At 34.7% G+C, this 16,771-nt stretch carries 19 protein-coding genes; 13 read left to right on the top strand and 6 right to left on the bottom strand.

What is annotated here, in order from left to right; genetic code table 11:
* The first annotated feature begins 133 nt into the window (after positions 1-133).
* The 12 genes from MTQ00_RS11835 (at position 134) to MTQ00_RS11780 (ending at position 12,450) form a co-directional block, all read left to right on the top strand.
* Positions 134-862 carry a hypothetical protein gene (locus tag MTQ00_RS11835; RefSeq protein ID WP_273649231.1) on the top strand — a complete coding sequence of 243 codons (729 nt, stop codon included), beginning with the start codon at positions 134-136 and terminating at the stop codon, positions 860-862.
* 8 nt (positions 863-870) lie between these two features.
* Positions 871-1,494 (top strand): hypothetical protein, encoded by a 624-nt coding sequence (locus MTQ00_RS11830; RefSeq protein ID WP_273649229.1) that lies wholly within the window; start codon positions 871-873, stop codon positions 1,492-1,494.
* A gap of 65 nt (positions 1,495-1,559) precedes the next feature.
* Positions 1,560-2,258 carry a sensor histidine kinase gene (locus MTQ00_RS11825; protein WP_273649227.1) on the top strand — a complete coding sequence of 233 codons (699 nt, stop codon included), beginning with the start codon at positions 1,560-1,562 and terminating at the stop codon, positions 2,256-2,258.
* Positions 2,242-2,919 (top strand): response regulator transcription factor, encoded by a 678-nt coding sequence (locus tag MTQ00_RS11820; protein WP_273649225.1) that lies wholly within the window; start codon positions 2,242-2,244, stop codon positions 2,917-2,919. The genes MTQ00_RS11825 and MTQ00_RS11820 overlap by 17 nt, the downstream gene beginning before the upstream one ends.
* 153 nt (positions 2,920-3,072) lie before the next feature.
* Positions 3,073-4,389 (top strand): T6SS phospholipase effector Tle1-like catalytic domain-containing protein, encoded by a 1,317-nt coding sequence (locus tag MTQ00_RS11815; RefSeq protein WP_273649224.1) that lies wholly within the window; start codon positions 3,073-3,075, stop codon positions 4,387-4,389.
* A gap of 159 nt (positions 4,390-4,548) precedes the next feature.
* On the top strand, positions 4,549-6,489 hold the full coding sequence (locus tag MTQ00_RS11810; RefSeq protein ID WP_273649222.1) for an ABC-F family ATP-binding cassette domain-containing protein: 1,941 nt from the start codon (positions 4,549-4,551) through the stop codon (positions 6,487-6,489).
* An 81-nt stretch (positions 6,490-6,570) separates the two neighbouring features.
* The gene (locus MTQ00_RS11805; protein ID WP_172280208.1) at positions 6,571-6,927 is read left to right on the top strand and encodes a hypothetical protein; all 357 of its coding nucleotides are present in this window, start codon (positions 6,571-6,573) and stop codon (positions 6,925-6,927) included.
* Positions 6,928-7,158: 231 nt separating this feature from the next.
* Positions 7,159-9,543: a TonB-dependent receptor gene (locus MTQ00_RS11800; protein WP_273649220.1), complete on the top strand. Its 2,385-nt coding sequence runs from the start codon at positions 7,159-7,161 to the stop codon at positions 9,541-9,543.
* A 47-nt stretch (positions 9,544-9,590) separates the two neighbouring features.
* Positions 9,591-10,181, top strand: coding sequence for a hypothetical protein (locus tag MTQ00_RS11795; protein WP_273649218.1), 591 nt, complete (start codon positions 9,591-9,593; stop codon positions 10,179-10,181).
* A gap of 137 nt (positions 10,182-10,318) precedes the next feature.
* The gene (locus MTQ00_RS11790) at positions 10,319-11,653 is read left to right on the top strand and encodes a trigger factor (RefSeq protein WP_172280203.1); all 1,335 of its coding nucleotides are present in this window, start codon (positions 10,319-10,321) and stop codon (positions 11,651-11,653) included.
* 111 nt (positions 11,654-11,764) lie between these two features.
* Complete coding sequence (locus tag MTQ00_RS11785) at positions 11,765-11,929, top strand: hypothetical protein (protein ID WP_273649216.1); 165 nt, start codon at positions 11,765-11,767, stop codon at positions 11,927-11,929.
* Positions 11,930-12,003: 74 nt separating this feature from the next.
* Positions 12,004-12,450, top strand: a complete 447-nt coding sequence (locus tag MTQ00_RS11780; RefSeq protein ID WP_273649214.1) for a hypothetical protein — start codon at positions 12,004-12,006, stop codon at positions 12,448-12,450.
* A 60-nt stretch (positions 12,451-12,510) separates the two neighbouring features.
* On the opposite strand, the gene MTQ00_RS11775 is transcribed toward MTQ00_RS11780, so the two are convergent.
* Complete coding sequence (locus MTQ00_RS11775; protein WP_172280199.1) at positions 12,511-13,095, bottom strand: DUF3109 family protein; 585 nt, start codon at positions 13,093-13,095, stop codon at positions 12,511-12,513.
* A gap of 7 nt (positions 13,096-13,102) precedes the next feature.
* Positions 13,103-14,008: a DUF6427 family protein gene (locus MTQ00_RS11770; protein ID WP_172280198.1), complete on the bottom strand. Its 906-nt coding sequence runs from the start codon at positions 14,006-14,008 to the stop codon at positions 13,103-13,105.
* 42 nt (positions 14,009-14,050) lie between these two features.
* Here MTQ00_RS11770 and MTQ00_RS11765 point away from each other — a divergent pair, with 42 nt between their 5' ends.
* Complete coding sequence (locus MTQ00_RS11765) at positions 14,051-14,284, top strand: DUF6341 family protein (RefSeq protein WP_172280196.1); 234 nt, start codon at positions 14,051-14,053, stop codon at positions 14,282-14,284.
* Positions 14,285-14,362: 78 nt separating this feature from the next.
* Here the strand turns inward: MTQ00_RS11765 and MTQ00_RS11760 are convergent, their stop codons facing one another.
* The 4 genes from MTQ00_RS11760 to MTQ00_RS11745 form a co-directional block, all read right to left on the bottom strand.
* Entirely contained in the window at positions 14,363-14,800 is a 438-nt protein-coding gene (locus MTQ00_RS11760) for a universal stress protein (protein ID WP_172280194.1), read from the bottom strand.
* A 59-nt stretch (positions 14,801-14,859) separates the two neighbouring features.
* On the bottom strand, positions 14,860-15,465 hold the full coding sequence (locus MTQ00_RS11755; protein ID WP_172280191.1) for a fumarylacetoacetate hydrolase family protein: 606 nt from the start codon (positions 15,463-15,465) through the stop codon (positions 14,860-14,862).
* Positions 15,466-15,534: 69 nt separating this feature from the next.
* Complete coding sequence (locus MTQ00_RS11750; protein ID WP_273649208.1) at positions 15,535-15,933, bottom strand: hypothetical protein; 399 nt, start codon at positions 15,931-15,933, stop codon at positions 15,535-15,537.
* Between the two features lie 2 nt (positions 15,934-15,935).
* Positions 15,936-16,700: a 3'-5' exonuclease gene (locus tag MTQ00_RS11745; protein WP_273649206.1), complete on the bottom strand. Its 765-nt coding sequence runs from the start codon at positions 16,698-16,700 to the stop codon at positions 15,936-15,938.
* Positions 16,701-16,771: the final 71 nt, after the last annotated feature.

Here is a 16,771-nt window from a genome sequence, read left to right as displayed (position 1 = left end):
ACTTCCTTTGGAAAGGCCTTTGAATAGGCTATTCTTATGTATTTAAAAATATTAATAAATCTTCAATTATAGATGGGATATTTGCATAGGTAGTTTAGTTTACATAATTTTATGGCACTAAAACCATGTAAATATGATAATTTTCAACAGAGAAGAGTATGCCGCTGCAATCGCCGCATGGGATACCAGTTCTAAAGATTACTCAACGATAAAAAAACTTATTCCCCCCAATTATGTTTTTACCCTTTCCTTTGATCAGATTGATTGGTTAAAAAAGAACAACAAATGTGATGATTTTTGTTCTGAAATAGGGGTTTACAAAAATCAGCTTGTACTGATCCTTTGCCCTCTTGATGTCAACGGACAAAAAATTGCTGTTAATGAATATCCATACAGTATTCTTGCAGAACTTACATCGAATCTTACTTTAGTAGAAACCAAAGAATATACATTAGTAAAAAACGCCGTTCTTTCTAAGGAACTTCAGCAGGTAGATAAAACAGCGGATATGTATTTACCGGTAGCTAATATGCCGATAATGGAGCAGGATAAAGCTGTTGCTGCTATTGAGCTCTGGAGAGATGAAGGATCTACCTGGTTTTACAGGGAATGTGATGAATTCAAAGGAGCAAGGATTTTTAAGAGATTCTATGTACCTGTTGAAGATTTGTGTCCATCCAAAGAAGGATTGAGCTACATCATATGCTCTTTCGGAATTAAATTTTCTGAAATTTATCAGAGACCATTGGTAACACTCATCTTTATTTCATTTTATAAAGATCTGCAAAATACAGGAAGTGTAGAAGTTATTTCCAATACCTACGACTGGTCCAGACCATGTCCTCCAATTTGTCAATTATAGAACAATAAATGCATAGCTATTTTATTACTACGTGGGGTATCACTAATTTTTTACTTCTTGTTTCCCTTATTTTTGGGATAGCAAAGTATTCCGTTCTTAAAAAGGAAGAAAAACAATATGTTTTTTATATCGGATTTCTTTTTTTCATTGAAGCGGCCACTAATTTTTTAACGGTTGTTCTGCATTACAAGGACACTTCATTTTTGTACCCTATTTATATAGCTGGCGAATTTTTCCTTTTGACAAGTTTATTCATTAGAAAGCTGGGAATATCTAAATACGGATGGATTCCGGTAGCGGTTCTTTCTCTCGGTTTTTTACTGATGAATAAAACGTTTAAGATTTACTTTAATGATGATGTTGTAAAAGTAACTTCCAACATCATCATTATTTGCTTTGCAGGATCTACTTTACTGCAACAAATTAAAAATAATAAAGCCATCAACAGGTTTACCCTGGTAGATGCCTGTATTTTTTTCTATTACTCTGTTTCGGTCTTTATTTTTATCATTCAACATCAGATAGCCACCTTGTCAGAAGATGATTATTATACAATTTTAGGAACCAATAATATACTGTCAAGCATTTTGTATGGTTCATTTATATACACTTTTATCAAATTAAAGAAATAACCTTACATATTGATTTTTTAATACTTATAATTGTTACCATAGCAATTATCGTAGTATTTATTTTGTTGGCATACAAAACTTTTGTCGACCGGATCATCAAAGAAAAGAATGTGCAGCATGAAGCTGAAGTCCTTCATCAGAAAAAGCTTGTACTGGAAAATATTAAGGCCCAGGAGGAAGAAAGGAAAAGGATTGCCGTGATGATTCATGATGATATGGGAAACAGACTCAATATTCTCTCTTTGTGGCTTAATAATCTCGATACAAAAGGCGATGAACTGATCAAAAAGAACATCAACGGGCAAATGTCTGCCCTTATCGATTCAGCAAGGACAATATCTCATTCACTCTATCCGGTGAATCTGGAATCGGTGGGACTTGTCTTATACATCGAAGAACTGATTGCAAATCTGTCCAACAGGGTTAATATTTCATTACATGTGGCATCTCATTATAAAAAGAAAGATATATTTATTGAGGTTCAGCTTTACCGGATTATACAGGAGTTTACGACCAATGTTATCAAGCATTCAGAAGCCACGAAGATTTGGATTTATCTTAAAGATTATTCGAAAATTACAGCACTCGTGGTTTCAGATAACGGACAAGGATTTGATTATAACCTGGTAAAAAAAGGGATGGGCATCAAAAATATTGAATCCAGGATCAAATCCATTAATGCCATCCATAAGTGGAAGAATGTACCGGGTAAAAGAAGTCGTCTAATTATTAAAATTCCATGCAACAATGAATTCCAAGATTAAAATAGCACTGATAGATGATGAACAGTTAATTCTCGAGGGAATAAAGTTACTGTTATCAAACGAGCAGAATATTTCCGTGACCCTTACTTCAGATAACGGTCCCGATTTTATAAATAATTTAGAAAGTCTTGCGGAGAATAGTTTTCCGGATATTGCCCTCGTGGATGTGCAGATGCAACCTATGAACGGCTTTGAGTTGGTGGGAATTCTTAAAGAGAAATATCCAGATCTTAAGATTATTATTCTTTCCTCTCATTATAAAAGTTCCATTTTGGGGTATATGGTAAAACTGGGCGTGTCTGCTTTCCTTCCGAAGAATTCCAATAAAAAAACATTTATTGAGGCCATTACCATGGTACATAAAAACGGAGTTTATTTTACGGCAGAAGATCATCAAATGCTTTTTTCATATATGAATTCTTCCAGTAAAAAGAAATCCTTATTTGAAATGGAAGATGAACTTTCCGAGCGTGAAAAAGATGTTGTAAAACTCATCTGCCAGGAGTTTACCAATAATGAAATTGCGGAAAAACTTTTTATAAGCCCTAGAACAGTGGAAAGCCACCGCCAAAGAGTCCTTGAAAAGATCGGAGCTAAAAATACAGTTGGTATTGTGATCTATGCCATCATCAATCATATTTATTCAATAGAAAAAATATGATTCCGTAGAAATACGGAATTTTTTATTTGGTAGCTTTTACTCTACTATTCCATTTTTTTTCACGGTTAATTTGAAATGTTTATCCTGCTGAAAGCTAAAATTTTTAAGGCTTACTGTTAAATGTGCAGAGGGTAAATGTTTAAAATTGTTATTATGGAGAATACTATAATATCCGTCGGAATTTTTTTTGATGGGGCAGGAAGTAACGGACTCAATGCAACTTCAGATAAAAAAACATTGACGGATCACATAAGTTATCACGCTTTGCCAACCAACATATATAAACTTTTTAAAGTATTCGACGGGAATGAAAAATTATATGTAGAAGGAATAGGAACAATAACAGGCTCCGAAGACAGTGATTTTGCAAAGGCTACCTGTAAAAATCCTATAGGATGTTCCGGCTATTCTTCAGACGATAAACTTCGGAGAGCATATGCTTTTATTGAAGATAAAATGAGAGACACAACCAAAGAATATCAGTTTTATGTTTATGGATTTGGAAGAGGAGGTATGCTGGCGAGGAATTTTTGCTATGAACTGTTAAAGCGGGGGTCTTCAATTTCAGGGCATATAAAAATAAAGTTCCTTGGAGTGTTCGATACTGTAGAATCAGCTCCATTTAACCAATACCACGTAAAGTTATCGCAAGGAGTGGAAAATGCCCTTCACTTATGTGCGATGAACGAGTGCCGGTATTTTTTTCCGCTGACCGGTTTTTTTGAGAACTCCCGTACTATGAATGATTCCGAATTTATGACTGACAAATGCGTCTGGAAAGAAATTTTTGTTCCGGGTGTTCATGCGGATGTTGGTGGAGGGTATCTTAATAGCTCACAATCGGTATATATTTCAGGAAATTATTTTGAGGTTTCAGATGTTAATGATTATGTTTCTCATGTAAAAGAGACAGCCAAAGACACAGAAGAAAATAAAATATGGGATATACCTTTAAGGAATCACCGGATCGATGAGGGGGATATCCTGTCCCAGGCATATGTTGAAAAAGAAATGGTATATAATGATCTTTCAAAAGTGTACGGGAGTTTAATGCTCATGCAGACAAATTCCGTGGCTCCGGTTTTTATCACTGACTTTAGTGAAAGTGATTTTACATTAGATCCGGAACATTTTTATTTGGAAACCCTTTATAATGAGCTGGAAAAATACGCAGTTAATCTTAAATCATGCCAGAAACCTTTATATGATTATGAAAAGCTTGCATGCTATATTCATATTTCAGCCAATTTCGGTTTGTATAAAAAAGGGCAACTTCAAAAATCACAAGCTTTAATGTATAAGGAGATCATAAACAGTGGGCTGAATGTTCCGTTTAAATCCTTAGATAATAACTTTCATTCTGCTCTCCGGACCGAAATGTTTTTTCCGGAAGATATGGTCATTACAGATTTTGCTTATGAAAGTAATATTCCAAACAATGATGATTGGATACGGTCTATTATTTATTAAGTAAACCGATAAATCAGATGTTCGCCCTTTTTTACTTGAAACTTATATAATAAAGTGCCGCATGCAGGAGGCTTTTTTTATTTCTGGTCTATTCATTTCTTTTTCCGTATTTTTGCACCCGAAAAATATTCAGTATTAATTCTTAAATTATATCATTAAATGCTTTCGGTTCAAGGTCTAGGGTTACATCATTCGGGAAACTATTTGTTTCAAAATGTGAATTTCACAATTAAAAAGGATGATAAAGTTGGTTTAGTAGGTAAAAATGGAGCTGGGAAATCCACTTTATTGAAAATGCTTTCCGGAGAAATTACATTCTACGAAGGAAATGTAGTCCCTGATGGAAATATCACCATTGGTTTCTTAAAGCAGGATCTGGATTTTGTGAAAGGAAGAACTGTTTGGGATGAAACCATGCAGGCTTTTGAACAGATCAATGCCTGGAAAAATGAACTTGAGGAGGTGAATCATCAGATGACGGTAAGAACAGATTATGAAAGTGATTCTTATACGGATTTGATCAACAGAATGACTGAGTTAAACGACCTCTTAATGCACCACGATGCTTACAATCTGGAAGGCGATATGGAAAAAGTATTATTCGGGTTAGGCTTTAAAGCAGATGATTTTAAGAAAATTACGGATGAGTTTTCCGGAGGATGGAGAATGAGAATAGAGCTGGCAAAACTGCTTCTTCAAAAGAATGATGTAATGCTTCTCGATGAGCCTACCAACCACCTTGATATGGAATCCATCATCTGGCTTGAAAACTTTCTTAAAGATTATCCTGGAGCGATTGTACTGGTGAGTCACGATAAACAGTTTATGACTTCTGTTTGTAATAGAACTTTTGATATTAATAACAGAAAGGTTGATGATTATAAGGCAAATTATACCAAGTATCTTGAACTCAGAAAAGACAGAAAAGAAAAGCTGATTCAGGCTAAAAAGAATCAGGATGCAGAAATAAAACACACCGAGGACCTGATCAATAAATTCCGTGCAAGTGCTTCCAAAGCCGCATTTGCCCAGTCGTTGATTAAAAAGCTTGAGAAAGTAGAACGTATCGAGGTGGAAAATGAAGATGTTTCCAAATTCAATATTCGTTTTGTACAATCGGTTGTTCCCGGGAAAGTTAATTTTGAAGCTGTAAATCTTGGAAAAGCTTATGGAAATAAGCAAATATTCGATAACGTAGACTTTATGGTCCAACGTGGAGACAGGATTGCTCTTTTAGGGCAAAATGGACAGGGTAAAACAACTTTGGCAAAAATTCTTGCAGGAGAAATCAAAGATTACACAGGAACCTGGAATTTAGGACATAATGTAAATATCGGATACTTCGCCCAAAACCAGGAAGAAGTATTAACACCGGATAAAACGGTTCTGGAAGAAGCGGAAGATGCTGCTACGGAAGAAACCAGACCTAGAGTAAGAGATTTGCTGGGATCATTCTTATTTCAGGGGGAAGCTGTTACCAAGAAAACCAAAGTATTGTCGGGGGGAGAAAGAAACCGTCTGGCATTATGTAAATTGTTATTGCGTCCGTTCAATACCTTGATTATGGACGAACCGACCAACCACCTTGACATCCAGTCTAAGGAGATCATCAAGCTGGCACTGCAAAAGTTTGAAGGAACATTGATCGTAATCTCTCACGACAGGGAGTTCCTGCAGGGTCTTTGTGATAAGATCTTTGAATTCCGTGATGGGAAAATGAAAGAATTTCTGGGAGATATCAACGAATATCTGGAGTACAGACAAAAAGAATCCATCAGGGAAATTTCTGCGGAAAAGGCAAAGCTTCATAATGATGATGTAAAAGAAGAGGCAAAGCCAAAAGTTGAAACACCTGAAAAAACTGAAGCAGTATCTCAGCCAAAATCAGGATTTGTAAGTAAGGAGCAAAAAAATATCCAGAACAAAATAAAGAAAGTAGAAGAAAGGATTTCTGAATTGGAAACTCAATCTGAAGAAATGGAAGCCTCTTTTGCAAAAGAAAACCCTTCAGAAGAGAGCCTGGAAAAATATAATAAAGTAAAAGCAGACCTGGAGCTGGCTTTACAGGAGTGGGAACATTTAGCATCTCAACTCGAGTAAACCTCGAAATATGATCAGGTGTTTTAATTGAGGTTATTATTTTTATTGAATAATTACAATTATTATTGTTATTTTTGGTGCATGATTTTTAAGGAAACCAGACAATTAAAGAATTTTATCTCCAGACTTTTGTTTGGGATCTATTTTCTTGCTCTGTTTTCTCAAAGCTTTCACCACCATGATGTAGTGGATAACTTTAGAAATTTTAACCTCAAAAAATCTGAAAATACCGTTACAAAAAATGTAGCGAAAGAGAAGGTAGGCGATTGTTTAGCTTGTCATTTCCTGGCTACTGGTCATACTTTGGTACCCGAAGAATTTAATTTTTCTTTCGATGGGTATACACAAGAGGTAAAGCAGGTTATTACCATTCAGGAGATCATTTGGTCTCAAACCAAATTTACTTTTCAGCTTCGGGGACCACCCGCAATTTCATAAATTCATAGATCTTTATCGGATTTGTCTTATATCTGAGACTTCAATGTATGCCTGACAAGAAAAACATCAGGTAGGTATTATGAGGTACGATAGAAATAAGACTAAATGTATTGGAGAATTATCATTACATCAATACATTTTACTTCGTACAATTTAGAATTGTATAAAAAATAAAGCAACAAACTTTTACGAAAAAATGTACTTTTTAAGTACGCAATCTATCTATTTACAATGAAATTGATATATAGCTTATTACTGATCTTTTGCGGATTGGTATTAACAAACGCACAAAAAACTTATACTGTCGAAGGCACCGTTCAGGATTTTCATGATAAAAGCATGCTTGAAAATGCAGTCGTGAAAATAGGAGACTTTACGGCTAAAACGGATAAAAAGGGTAAGTTTTTATTCAGCAAAATTCCTTCGGGATCTTATAATCTCATTGCAAAGCATCCTGATTGCCATGATTATACTGAAAATATAGGAGTGGATCAGGATCTTCATTTAACCATCGTCCTGGAACATCATATTCAGGATATTGAGACGGTGACTATTCATGGAAACCATAAATCAAACGGATCTTTGATTATTAAGACCATTGATAAATCTGAAATAGAAAAAAATTCCACTGATAACTTAGGGAATTTACTATCCAAGATTTCAGGTGTTAATGCTTTGAAGACGGGAAATAATATTTCGAAACCCATTATTCACGGATTATATGGAAGCCGTATAGCTATTATGAATAATGGAGTAAAGCTAGCGGAACAAGAATGGGGAGTAGAGCATGCTCCTAATGTGGATATTAATAATTTCCAGCATATAGACGTGATCAAAGGGGCGTCTGCTCTGAAATATGGGAGTGATGCAATCGGAGGAGTTATAGTTATGGAACCTGAAATTTTCCCTAAAAAAGACACGCTAAAAGGTTCTGTGAATCTTTCAGGTATTTCAAACGGGAAAGGTCTTGGGTTAGATGTAAATGTTGCCAAGATCTGGAAAAACGGATGGGCGGTAAAATCCGGAGGATCCATTAAAAAATTAGGTGATCAGCATACTCCTGATTATAACTTAATGAATACCGGGATGGATTTTTCATCATTTAATTTTACAGTTCAGAAGAATAGCTATGAACAGGGAATTTCTTTTGATTATTATCTTACTAATCAGAATATTGGGATTTACAGAGGTTCGCATGTTGGAAATAATAATGATTTTTATAATGCGATGACGTTGAATATTCCTGTATATACGGGAAATTTCAGTTATGATATTGATAACCCACGACAGGTTATAGAACATCATATTGCCAAAGTTTCTGCTTTTAAAAGATTTGAAAATATTGGGAAGGTATCTGCAAGTTATAGCTTTCAATACAACCATAGGCAAGAATATGATATAAGAAGGGGAGATTTAAAAGATATTCCCTCTTTGGATCTGGCATTGATGACTCATCAGTTTAATGTGAACGATTTATTAGAAAGAGAAAAATGGTCGTTGGAAACTGGAATTGACGCAAGTTTTCAGAACAATTATTCAGATCCGGCCACAAAAGCAAGACGTCTGATCCCTAATTATGACAAATATTCTGCGGGCGTTTACTCTGTTTTTAAATACAAAATTTCAGATGAATTGAATGCAGAGGGAGGTGTAAGATATGACTTTAACCGATATGATGTAACAAAATGGTATGACAAAAGTGATTGGGATAAATTATATAAAGCGACTTATCCTCAGTTTTATGTGAAAACAGATAAAAACAGAGTCTTAACACGTCCGAAACTTAATTATGAAAATATTTCTTTTAATGCCGGACTGGAATATCATCCTAGCTCAAATTTTAATCTGAAATTTAATTATGCTAAAGTAGGAAGAACACCTAATATTGCTGAATTATTTTCCGATGGGTTGCATCATTCTGCAGCGGTAATAGAAATTGGAGATATGGGCTTGAAAAATGAACAGGGACATCAATTTAATTTAGTTGCTGATGCTAAATTTAATGTACTGAAGGGATTAAACATATCAGTAAACCCTTATTTTTTCATAACTAAAAATTACATTAATGAAATTCCTACCGGGGTTCAGAATACGATAAGAGGTGTTTTTCCTGTATGGTCTTATCAACAGATTGATGCCAAAATGTATGGTGTAGATGTGGATGTCAACTGGAAACTTACAGAAAATCTTACCTATATAGGAAGAGGAAGTTATGTTAATGGGCAGGACGATTCAAATAACGAACCACTAATCCTGATGATGCCTCCTAATTTTTCCAATGCCTTACAGTTTAAAATGGAAAAATGGAATCAATTCTATTTCAGCCTTGAAAATCAAACCTTTTTAAAGCAAAATAGATTTCCTATTCATAATGCTCCCATTACTATTTTTGAAAATGGTGTAGAAGTAGAAAAGATAGTAGATTTCAGCACTCCCCCGAGCGGATATTCACTTTGGAATATTCAGACTGGTATTAATATCAGCAAAAACCTTTCTGCAGGACTTATCGTTAATAACCTATTCAACGTTTCATACAGAGATTATCTTAATCGTATGAGATTTTTTGCAGATGAAGCAGGAAGAAATTTTATACTTAATGTTAGATATCGTTTCTAATATTTTACCATTACAAATCAAGATTTTAAAAATTTAAATTAAAAAAAATGAACAAATTATTTAACACTAAAAATATTATCAAACTAATAGGTATTTTATTCATCGCAGTTTCTATCGTATCTTGTCAAAGAGATAACTCAGCGGAAGAAGATGATCTGCCTCAGGAAGATCTTACTAATATTATTTTATTGGTAAAAGATGTTGCCACACAGGTAACTTTACCTTACAATTATAGTGTAGGTGCCGGAGGGGCACAGTCGATAAAATTAGAGAACGGGAAGACATATGAAGTAGAAGTGCAGTTCAAGAATGGTAATGAAGATGCAACCCAGGAAATTAAAGATGCAAAAGATGAACATTTTTTAGTGTACAATTTCCCTAATTCTGATCTTACACTAACCAGAACCGATGATGCAAGTTCTACAAGAGGTGATGGAAAACATGTAGGACTTAAAACAAAATGGGTAGTGACCAAGGCCGTAAAAAATGCATCAGCACAAAGCCAGCTTATTCTTACTCTGTATCACGAACCAGCCACCGTTTCCGAAGCTTCTTCAGTAAGTGGAAACGGAATAGTGTATGGAGCTCAAACAGGAGGAGAAACCGATGCTCAGGCTACTTATACGATTATAAATTAAAAAAACAGCAAATAGATAAAACCACTGAAAAATTCAGTGGTTTTTTATTTATAAATATTTGATGCCGAAGAATTTATCTTTAATAGTTTATTTTGATAAAAATTTCATATTTTTGCAACCTAAAATTTTAATCAATAATGAAGGTTACCGCACAAAACCATGATGACGTAAGTGCATTACTTACTGTAACATTGGAAAAATCTGACTACAAAGACAAAGTAGAGAAGCAGTTGATTAATTATGCTAAAAATGCGCAAGTTCCTGGTTTCAGAAAAGGAAAAGTGCCTTTAAGTATGGTTAGAAAACAATATGAAGCAGGTATTGCATTCGAAGAGATCAACAAACAAGTTTCTGATGCTTTAAATAACTATGTAAACGAAAACAAGTTAAGATTAGTTGGCCAGCCTGTACCTCAACCTGTAAATGATTTCAATCATAATGCAGATCAACTTGAAGTTGCTTTTGAAGTAGGATACGAGCCTGAATTCACTATAGATTTAGCTAAATATGAAGCGCCTCACTATAAAGTAGAAGCTTCTGATAAAGAAATCACAAAAAGCATTGAAAACATGCAGAAGCGTTTCGCTGAGCAGGTTCCTCAAGATAAGATCACTAAGGATTCTTATGTTGCTTTAGAGGTTTCTCAGGTTGTAGAAGAAGATGCTGAAGGAGAACACCACCACCATCCGAAAAATGTTACTATTACAGCTGAAAACAAAGAAGCTTTCAAATTAGTTAAAGCTTTAAAAATGGACGGTTCTGTAAAAGTTTCTAAAGAAACATTGGCAGGTGATGAAGAATTAGCTAAAGAATTAGGGTTTACTAAAGAAGAAGTTGAGCATTTACACCACGCTGAAGTTGAAGTTAAAGTAAAAGATTTCTATAGCCTGAACTTAGCAGAACTTAATCAGGATCTTTTTGATAAAGTATACGGAGAAGGAAACATCAAGTCTGAAGAAGAGCTTAAAAATAAAGTTAAGGCTGAATTAGATGAGTATTTCCAGCAAAATGCTGATGTTCACTTTGTGAATAAAGTATTGGAACAAATTACAGAAAAAGAAGAAGTAAAACTTCCTGAAAATTTCCTTGTAAAATGGTTACTATTCTCTAACCAGAATATCCAGACTGAAGAGCAGGCAAAAGAAATCCTTGAATCTGAGAAAAAACAATTAAGCTATCAGATCATCGAAGGTAAATTGATGAATGATAACGATATTAAATTGGATTATGCTGATGTTCTTGCACAAGCTGAACAATTAGTAAGAAACCAATTGGCGATCTACGGAATTCACCATTTAGGAGATGAAGAAATTCAAAAGTATGCTGTTGAAATGTTGAAAGACCAGGAGCAGGTAAGACAGATTTCTTCTGAAGTAGCTATGACTAAATTGAAAGATGTAATTCTTGAAAAGGCAAGCAAAAAAGAAACTGCAATTTCGCATGACGAGTTTTTAGAAGAACTTAAAAAATAATTTATTTTTAAATAAATATTTTAAAACCACCAATTTTGGTGGTTTTTTGTTGTAAAAAACATAGATTTTATATCGGGCAATATTCCTATATTTACGTAATAAATAAATTATATGAAAAAGATAATCATTCCGTTTTTCTGTGCAGTGCTTTTTTCCACTTCAGTAGCAGCACAGCAAAAAACAACCGCTGCTAAAACAGAAGCAGTAAAATCGAAACTGACACCTAAAGAAGTAATAGATAATTATCTTAAAGCTTTGGGGGAAGAGATAAATTAGAAGCTATAAAAACAACCGTTATAGAAAATACCGTTACTGTACAAGGGATGGAAATTGCTATGACGACTAAAAAGATGGGAAATAAATTCAAGTCCGTACAAAGCGTAATGGGGCAACAAATGACTCAGGTTTTCGATGGCGAAAAAGGAACTTTTGACCAGATGGGACAAAAAATGGATATTCCTGCGGATAAAATTGCTGACCTTAAAAAAAGCAAAACAGTTGATGCATTGGGATATGATCCTGCTTCTTTCCAATCCGTAAATGTAGAGAAGATAGATGGTAAAGATTATAATGTGCTAACTTCAGATAAAGGAAAATACTTCTTTGATGCAACTACAGGATTGTTATACAAGTCCGAATCAAAAGAAGGTACAGCGATTGTAAAAGATTACATGACTGTAGACGGATTGAAGTTCCCTGGAGAAGTAGATGCCGAAGGAAATGGACAGAAGGTAGTTATTAAAACCACTAAAATTGTTCTGAATTCCGGTGTTACGGACGCTGATTTTAAATTATAATAAGGTAAAACCTACAGCTTATAAAAAATAAAAACCGCAAAATCTGCGGTTTTTATTTTTTTAATTTCCATATTCTTTTTTCCATTCTTCAGCAGCTTCACTTAGAACGGTATAGAATTCATCACCGTATTTCCTGATAAGGGGTGTTTTCAGGAATTTATAAACAGGAACCTGCAATTCTCTTCCCAATGTACATGCATCGCTGCACACAGACCATTCATGGTAATTTAAAGCAGTAAAAGAAGAGTATTCCGTAATTCGTATTGGATACAGATGACACGAAATCGGCTTTTGCCAGTCAATAGCACCGTCTTCATACGCTTTTTCAATTCCGCATTTTGTAATACCTTTTTCATCGAATGTTACATAGGCACACTCGCGGTCTTCTACCATGGGCGTTACATACATTCCGTCAGAGGGATCGGTTGTCCATGTTCCCTGTTCTTCAAGAGCTTTTACACCTTCTTTCGTCAGATAAGGTTTGATTTTATCAAAGATATTATCTAAAATTTCAAGCTCGTTTTTATCTAAAGGAGCTCCAACATCTCCCTCCACACAACATGCTCCCTTACATTTGGTAAGGTTGCAAACAAACTCCTCGGAAAATATTTCCTCGGAGATTAATTTATCGTCTATCTGAATCATAATCTTTTTAAAATAAATTAAAATACGTACCTATTTTAAAGGTAACCAAACTCAAAATAATCAGCCAAAGGCTGACTTCCTGCATCCAGTATTTGGGCAAAAAACGCATCATCCGGCTCAGTATGATACTGGAAGGAAATGCGAGGAGCAGTAAATATTCATAGCTCTTATTCATATACAGGATAATAGTAACCAGCTGAGCTAAAGAGAAAACCAATAGGAAGGTATATTTATATCTGCTTATCGGGCTTTTTTTGTTGTAATTTTTAAAGTGATCATATACCGCATAGATCAGCATTAATGCAACCGGGATTAAAGGGATAATTCCTCTGTAATCTGTAATCAGTTTCATCTTTCCAAATGGGAAATAATCAAGGTTCCAGGTGGTAAAGTCCATAAAGAACATGACAGAAAAATAACTGAACACGATCAGGATAATTCCAAGTAAAAATCTGAATATATTTAAACTTATTTTTTCAGAGGTTGCAATAACGTGTATAACTACAAAAACGGCCATTGGCCATGTAGTAGGTAAAAAAATAAAATTCAATGCAACGATGGCACCTACCAGGACATATGATTTTTTCCGGGTATCTTCATTAGCGCTCGTCAGAAGAAGCAAAAGAAAGGAATTAGTAAGTAATGATACGGCAATTCCGATATCAAGATTTCCCGGATAGAGCCCGAAAATGAAAAATGAATATAAAAATAAGGGAAGATGAGTCTGGTGATTAAGTGCAATACTGTGAAAACAGAAATATCCCAAAGCAATTCCCAGAAATGTTATTCCGGCAACAATTGCTTCATAAGTATTGAAATTCAGGATGTTAAATATTATTACTATTAAAAGAAGAAAACCAATATAAACAGGAATTGAAAAAATATTGCTTTCTTTTGAAAGTAATTTAAACATTTTTTATAAATTTGTACAAAGTTAATTTAAAAAAGGAAAATAATGACGTCTTTCTTTCTATTCTTAAGCAAAGTTTTCAAATGGTCTTTCGGTTTTTTTGATTCCTTTGGAAATGTTTTAAACTGGATCCTATTTATTGTTTGCTGTGTGTTGTTCACCTATTGGTGTTACGTTCTGGTGGTTACACTGGGAGGTGATAAAGATAAAGACTACTATTCTCCAACAGAGGGAAAACACCCTTATTATGATCCAAGTATCTACAAAAAAGAAGGTTAATTAATTGGTTATATAGTAAAAAGCCGATCAAATAAATTATTTGATCGGCTTTTTTATAACGGTTAAAATTTACTTTTTTTATTCGTGAATAGGAAGTACCAAAACCGGAATTGTAGAGCTTTTCGTTAAACCTTTAGTCAGGCTGCCTACAAAAACATCATAAATTCCACTTCTTCCGTGAGAGCCCATTACGATATAGCTGGCATTTTTTGATTTAGCGTATTCCAGGATAATATCTTTGGCAATACCTTGTTTTAAAAGATGCTCGCATTCTACATCGTGAGAAATAATTCTCTGTTCAAGCCTATTCAGCTGTACCAGTTCTTCTCTGATCTCATTTTCTTCAACTTCAGGAAAATACTGAAATCCCATATCACCAATAGCAAATCCAATGTCAGTAGGTGCTACATGGATCAGATGAATCTTGCCATTTATCTCTTTGGCAAATTTGATCGCACCATCTACGAGTTGTTCTGTTTTATCCCCAAAATCCACGGGCAATATAATGTTTATCATAACCTTTAATTTTGTTAACTAAAGATAGTGAAAAAAATATGAAATACGCTGTTAAATACTTATAATATTCGGATATCCAGAATTTTTTCATCCTCAAGGAATGCTTCCAGAATATCATTTTCTTCAACTTTCCCAACTCCTTTTGGAGTTCCCGTAAAGATAAGGTCTCCCACTCTTAATGTGAAATACTGGGAAACGAACGCGATGATATCATCAAAACTGAATATCATATCCTTTGTGTTTCCGTCCTGTACCTTTTCTTTATTTTGCAGTAATGAAAAGCCTAAACTTTCCAGATTATAATTTTCTTTATTAAAGAAGTTTCCTACTACAGCTGAACCATCAAACCCCTTAGCTAATTCCCAAGGCAGGCCTTTTGATTTTAACTCTGTCTGCAGGTCCCTTGCTGTAAAATCTATCCCCAAACCGATTTCTTCATAATGTTTATGGGCGGAATCTTTTTGGATGTATTTTCCTCCTTTTGAGATTTTCAATACCACCTCAAGTTCATAATGAATATCTTTAGAAAATTCGGGTAGGTAAAAATCATTACCCTTCAGGACAGCAGTATCAGGTTTGATAAAGATTACAGGTTTTTCAGGAATTTCATTTCCTAATTCTTTCGCATGCTCACTATAATTTCTTCCTATGCAGATAATTTTCATATGCTTATATTTTTTTATTGCATGGTATGAAATCATTGACGATGATACCTTGCAAAAATTATTTAATTGTTAATGGGTAAATTCATTCTCACAGTAATAGCAGATGAACTTATGACTTGTTAAGATAGAAACTCCGAAAAAACTTGTAGCACTATCATCTCTGTAAATATGATTGGAGCCACATTTTGGACATACAAAATCGAATTCGGGATCTTCGATGGTATGCTCCACTTCAAGAGCTATATTCTCGTTTTCTTTGTAATCTTTCAAAATTTCCGTTGCTTTACCCAGGTCGTCTTCAAAAACCTGAAGCTGAATTCCTCCCACTGCCTGAGACAATAGCCAGTCCGACTGAATGAGCTGCTCATTAGCTATGAAGCTGTTAAGGCCTTTTTCTGCCAATATCTGTTTATCCCTATTGGCTTCAAGAGCCGTTTCGTAAAATTTAAAACGAACAAGTTTTGACATCCTTAGAATTTACTTGATAGTTGAATTTTTGTAAAGACCTTCTTTGTATACAAAGGAAAATCGGCGTTCTGTAACCAACCATAATATCCCAGGTCTTTCTGGAAAACTACTTTTACACATTGTCCTTTATATTTACCGAAGCTGAAAGTTTCCTCCATCTTCTCGTTGAATCCGATAAACCCTGCTAAATCCGCATTCTTATTATGAAATGTAAATTCACTCAAAGCAGCAATTTCATTCGGCACGTCATCATATTTTCCTACCTGGGCATCTAATACCTCAAAGGTTGCCATAACGTCAGCCTCAGCCGAGTGGGCATTCTCCAATGTCTTACCACAATAAAACTGATAAGCGGCTCCAAGGTTTCTCGGTTCTTTCTTATGGAAGATGGTTTGGGCATCCACCAACTTGAATTTACTCAGGTCAAAATCAATTCCTGCACGCAAAAGCTCCTCTGCAAGAAGAGGAACATCAAACCTGTTGGAGTTGAAACCTCCCAAATCTGAGCCTGAAATCATTTCCATTACCTTCGAAGCAATGGATTTAAAAGTAGGAGCGTCCTTAACGTCTTCGTCATAAATGCCGTGAATCTGGCTCGATTCCAAAGGAATTGGCATTTCAGGATTAATACGCCAGGTTTTACTTTCCCTGGATGCATCGGGATTTACCTTTAGAATACAGATTTCAACAATCCTGTCTTTTCCGATATTTGTTCCCGTTGTTTCAAGGTCGAAAATGCAAAGAGGTTTATATAGTTTTAAATTCATATTGAAGATTTATAAGTTGAGATAGTGAATTTTGAAGTAATAATATTTCAATTTATTTTAGTCAAAATTCT

The sequence above is a fragment of the Chryseobacterium sp. B21-037 genome (assembly GCF_028570785.1).
GTDB lineage: Bacteria > Bacteroidota > Bacteroidia > Flavobacteriales > Weeksellaceae > Chryseobacterium > Chryseobacterium proteolyticum.
Note: the sequence above shows the minus strand (reverse complement) of the source record. Positions and strands in the feature narration are given on the sequence as shown.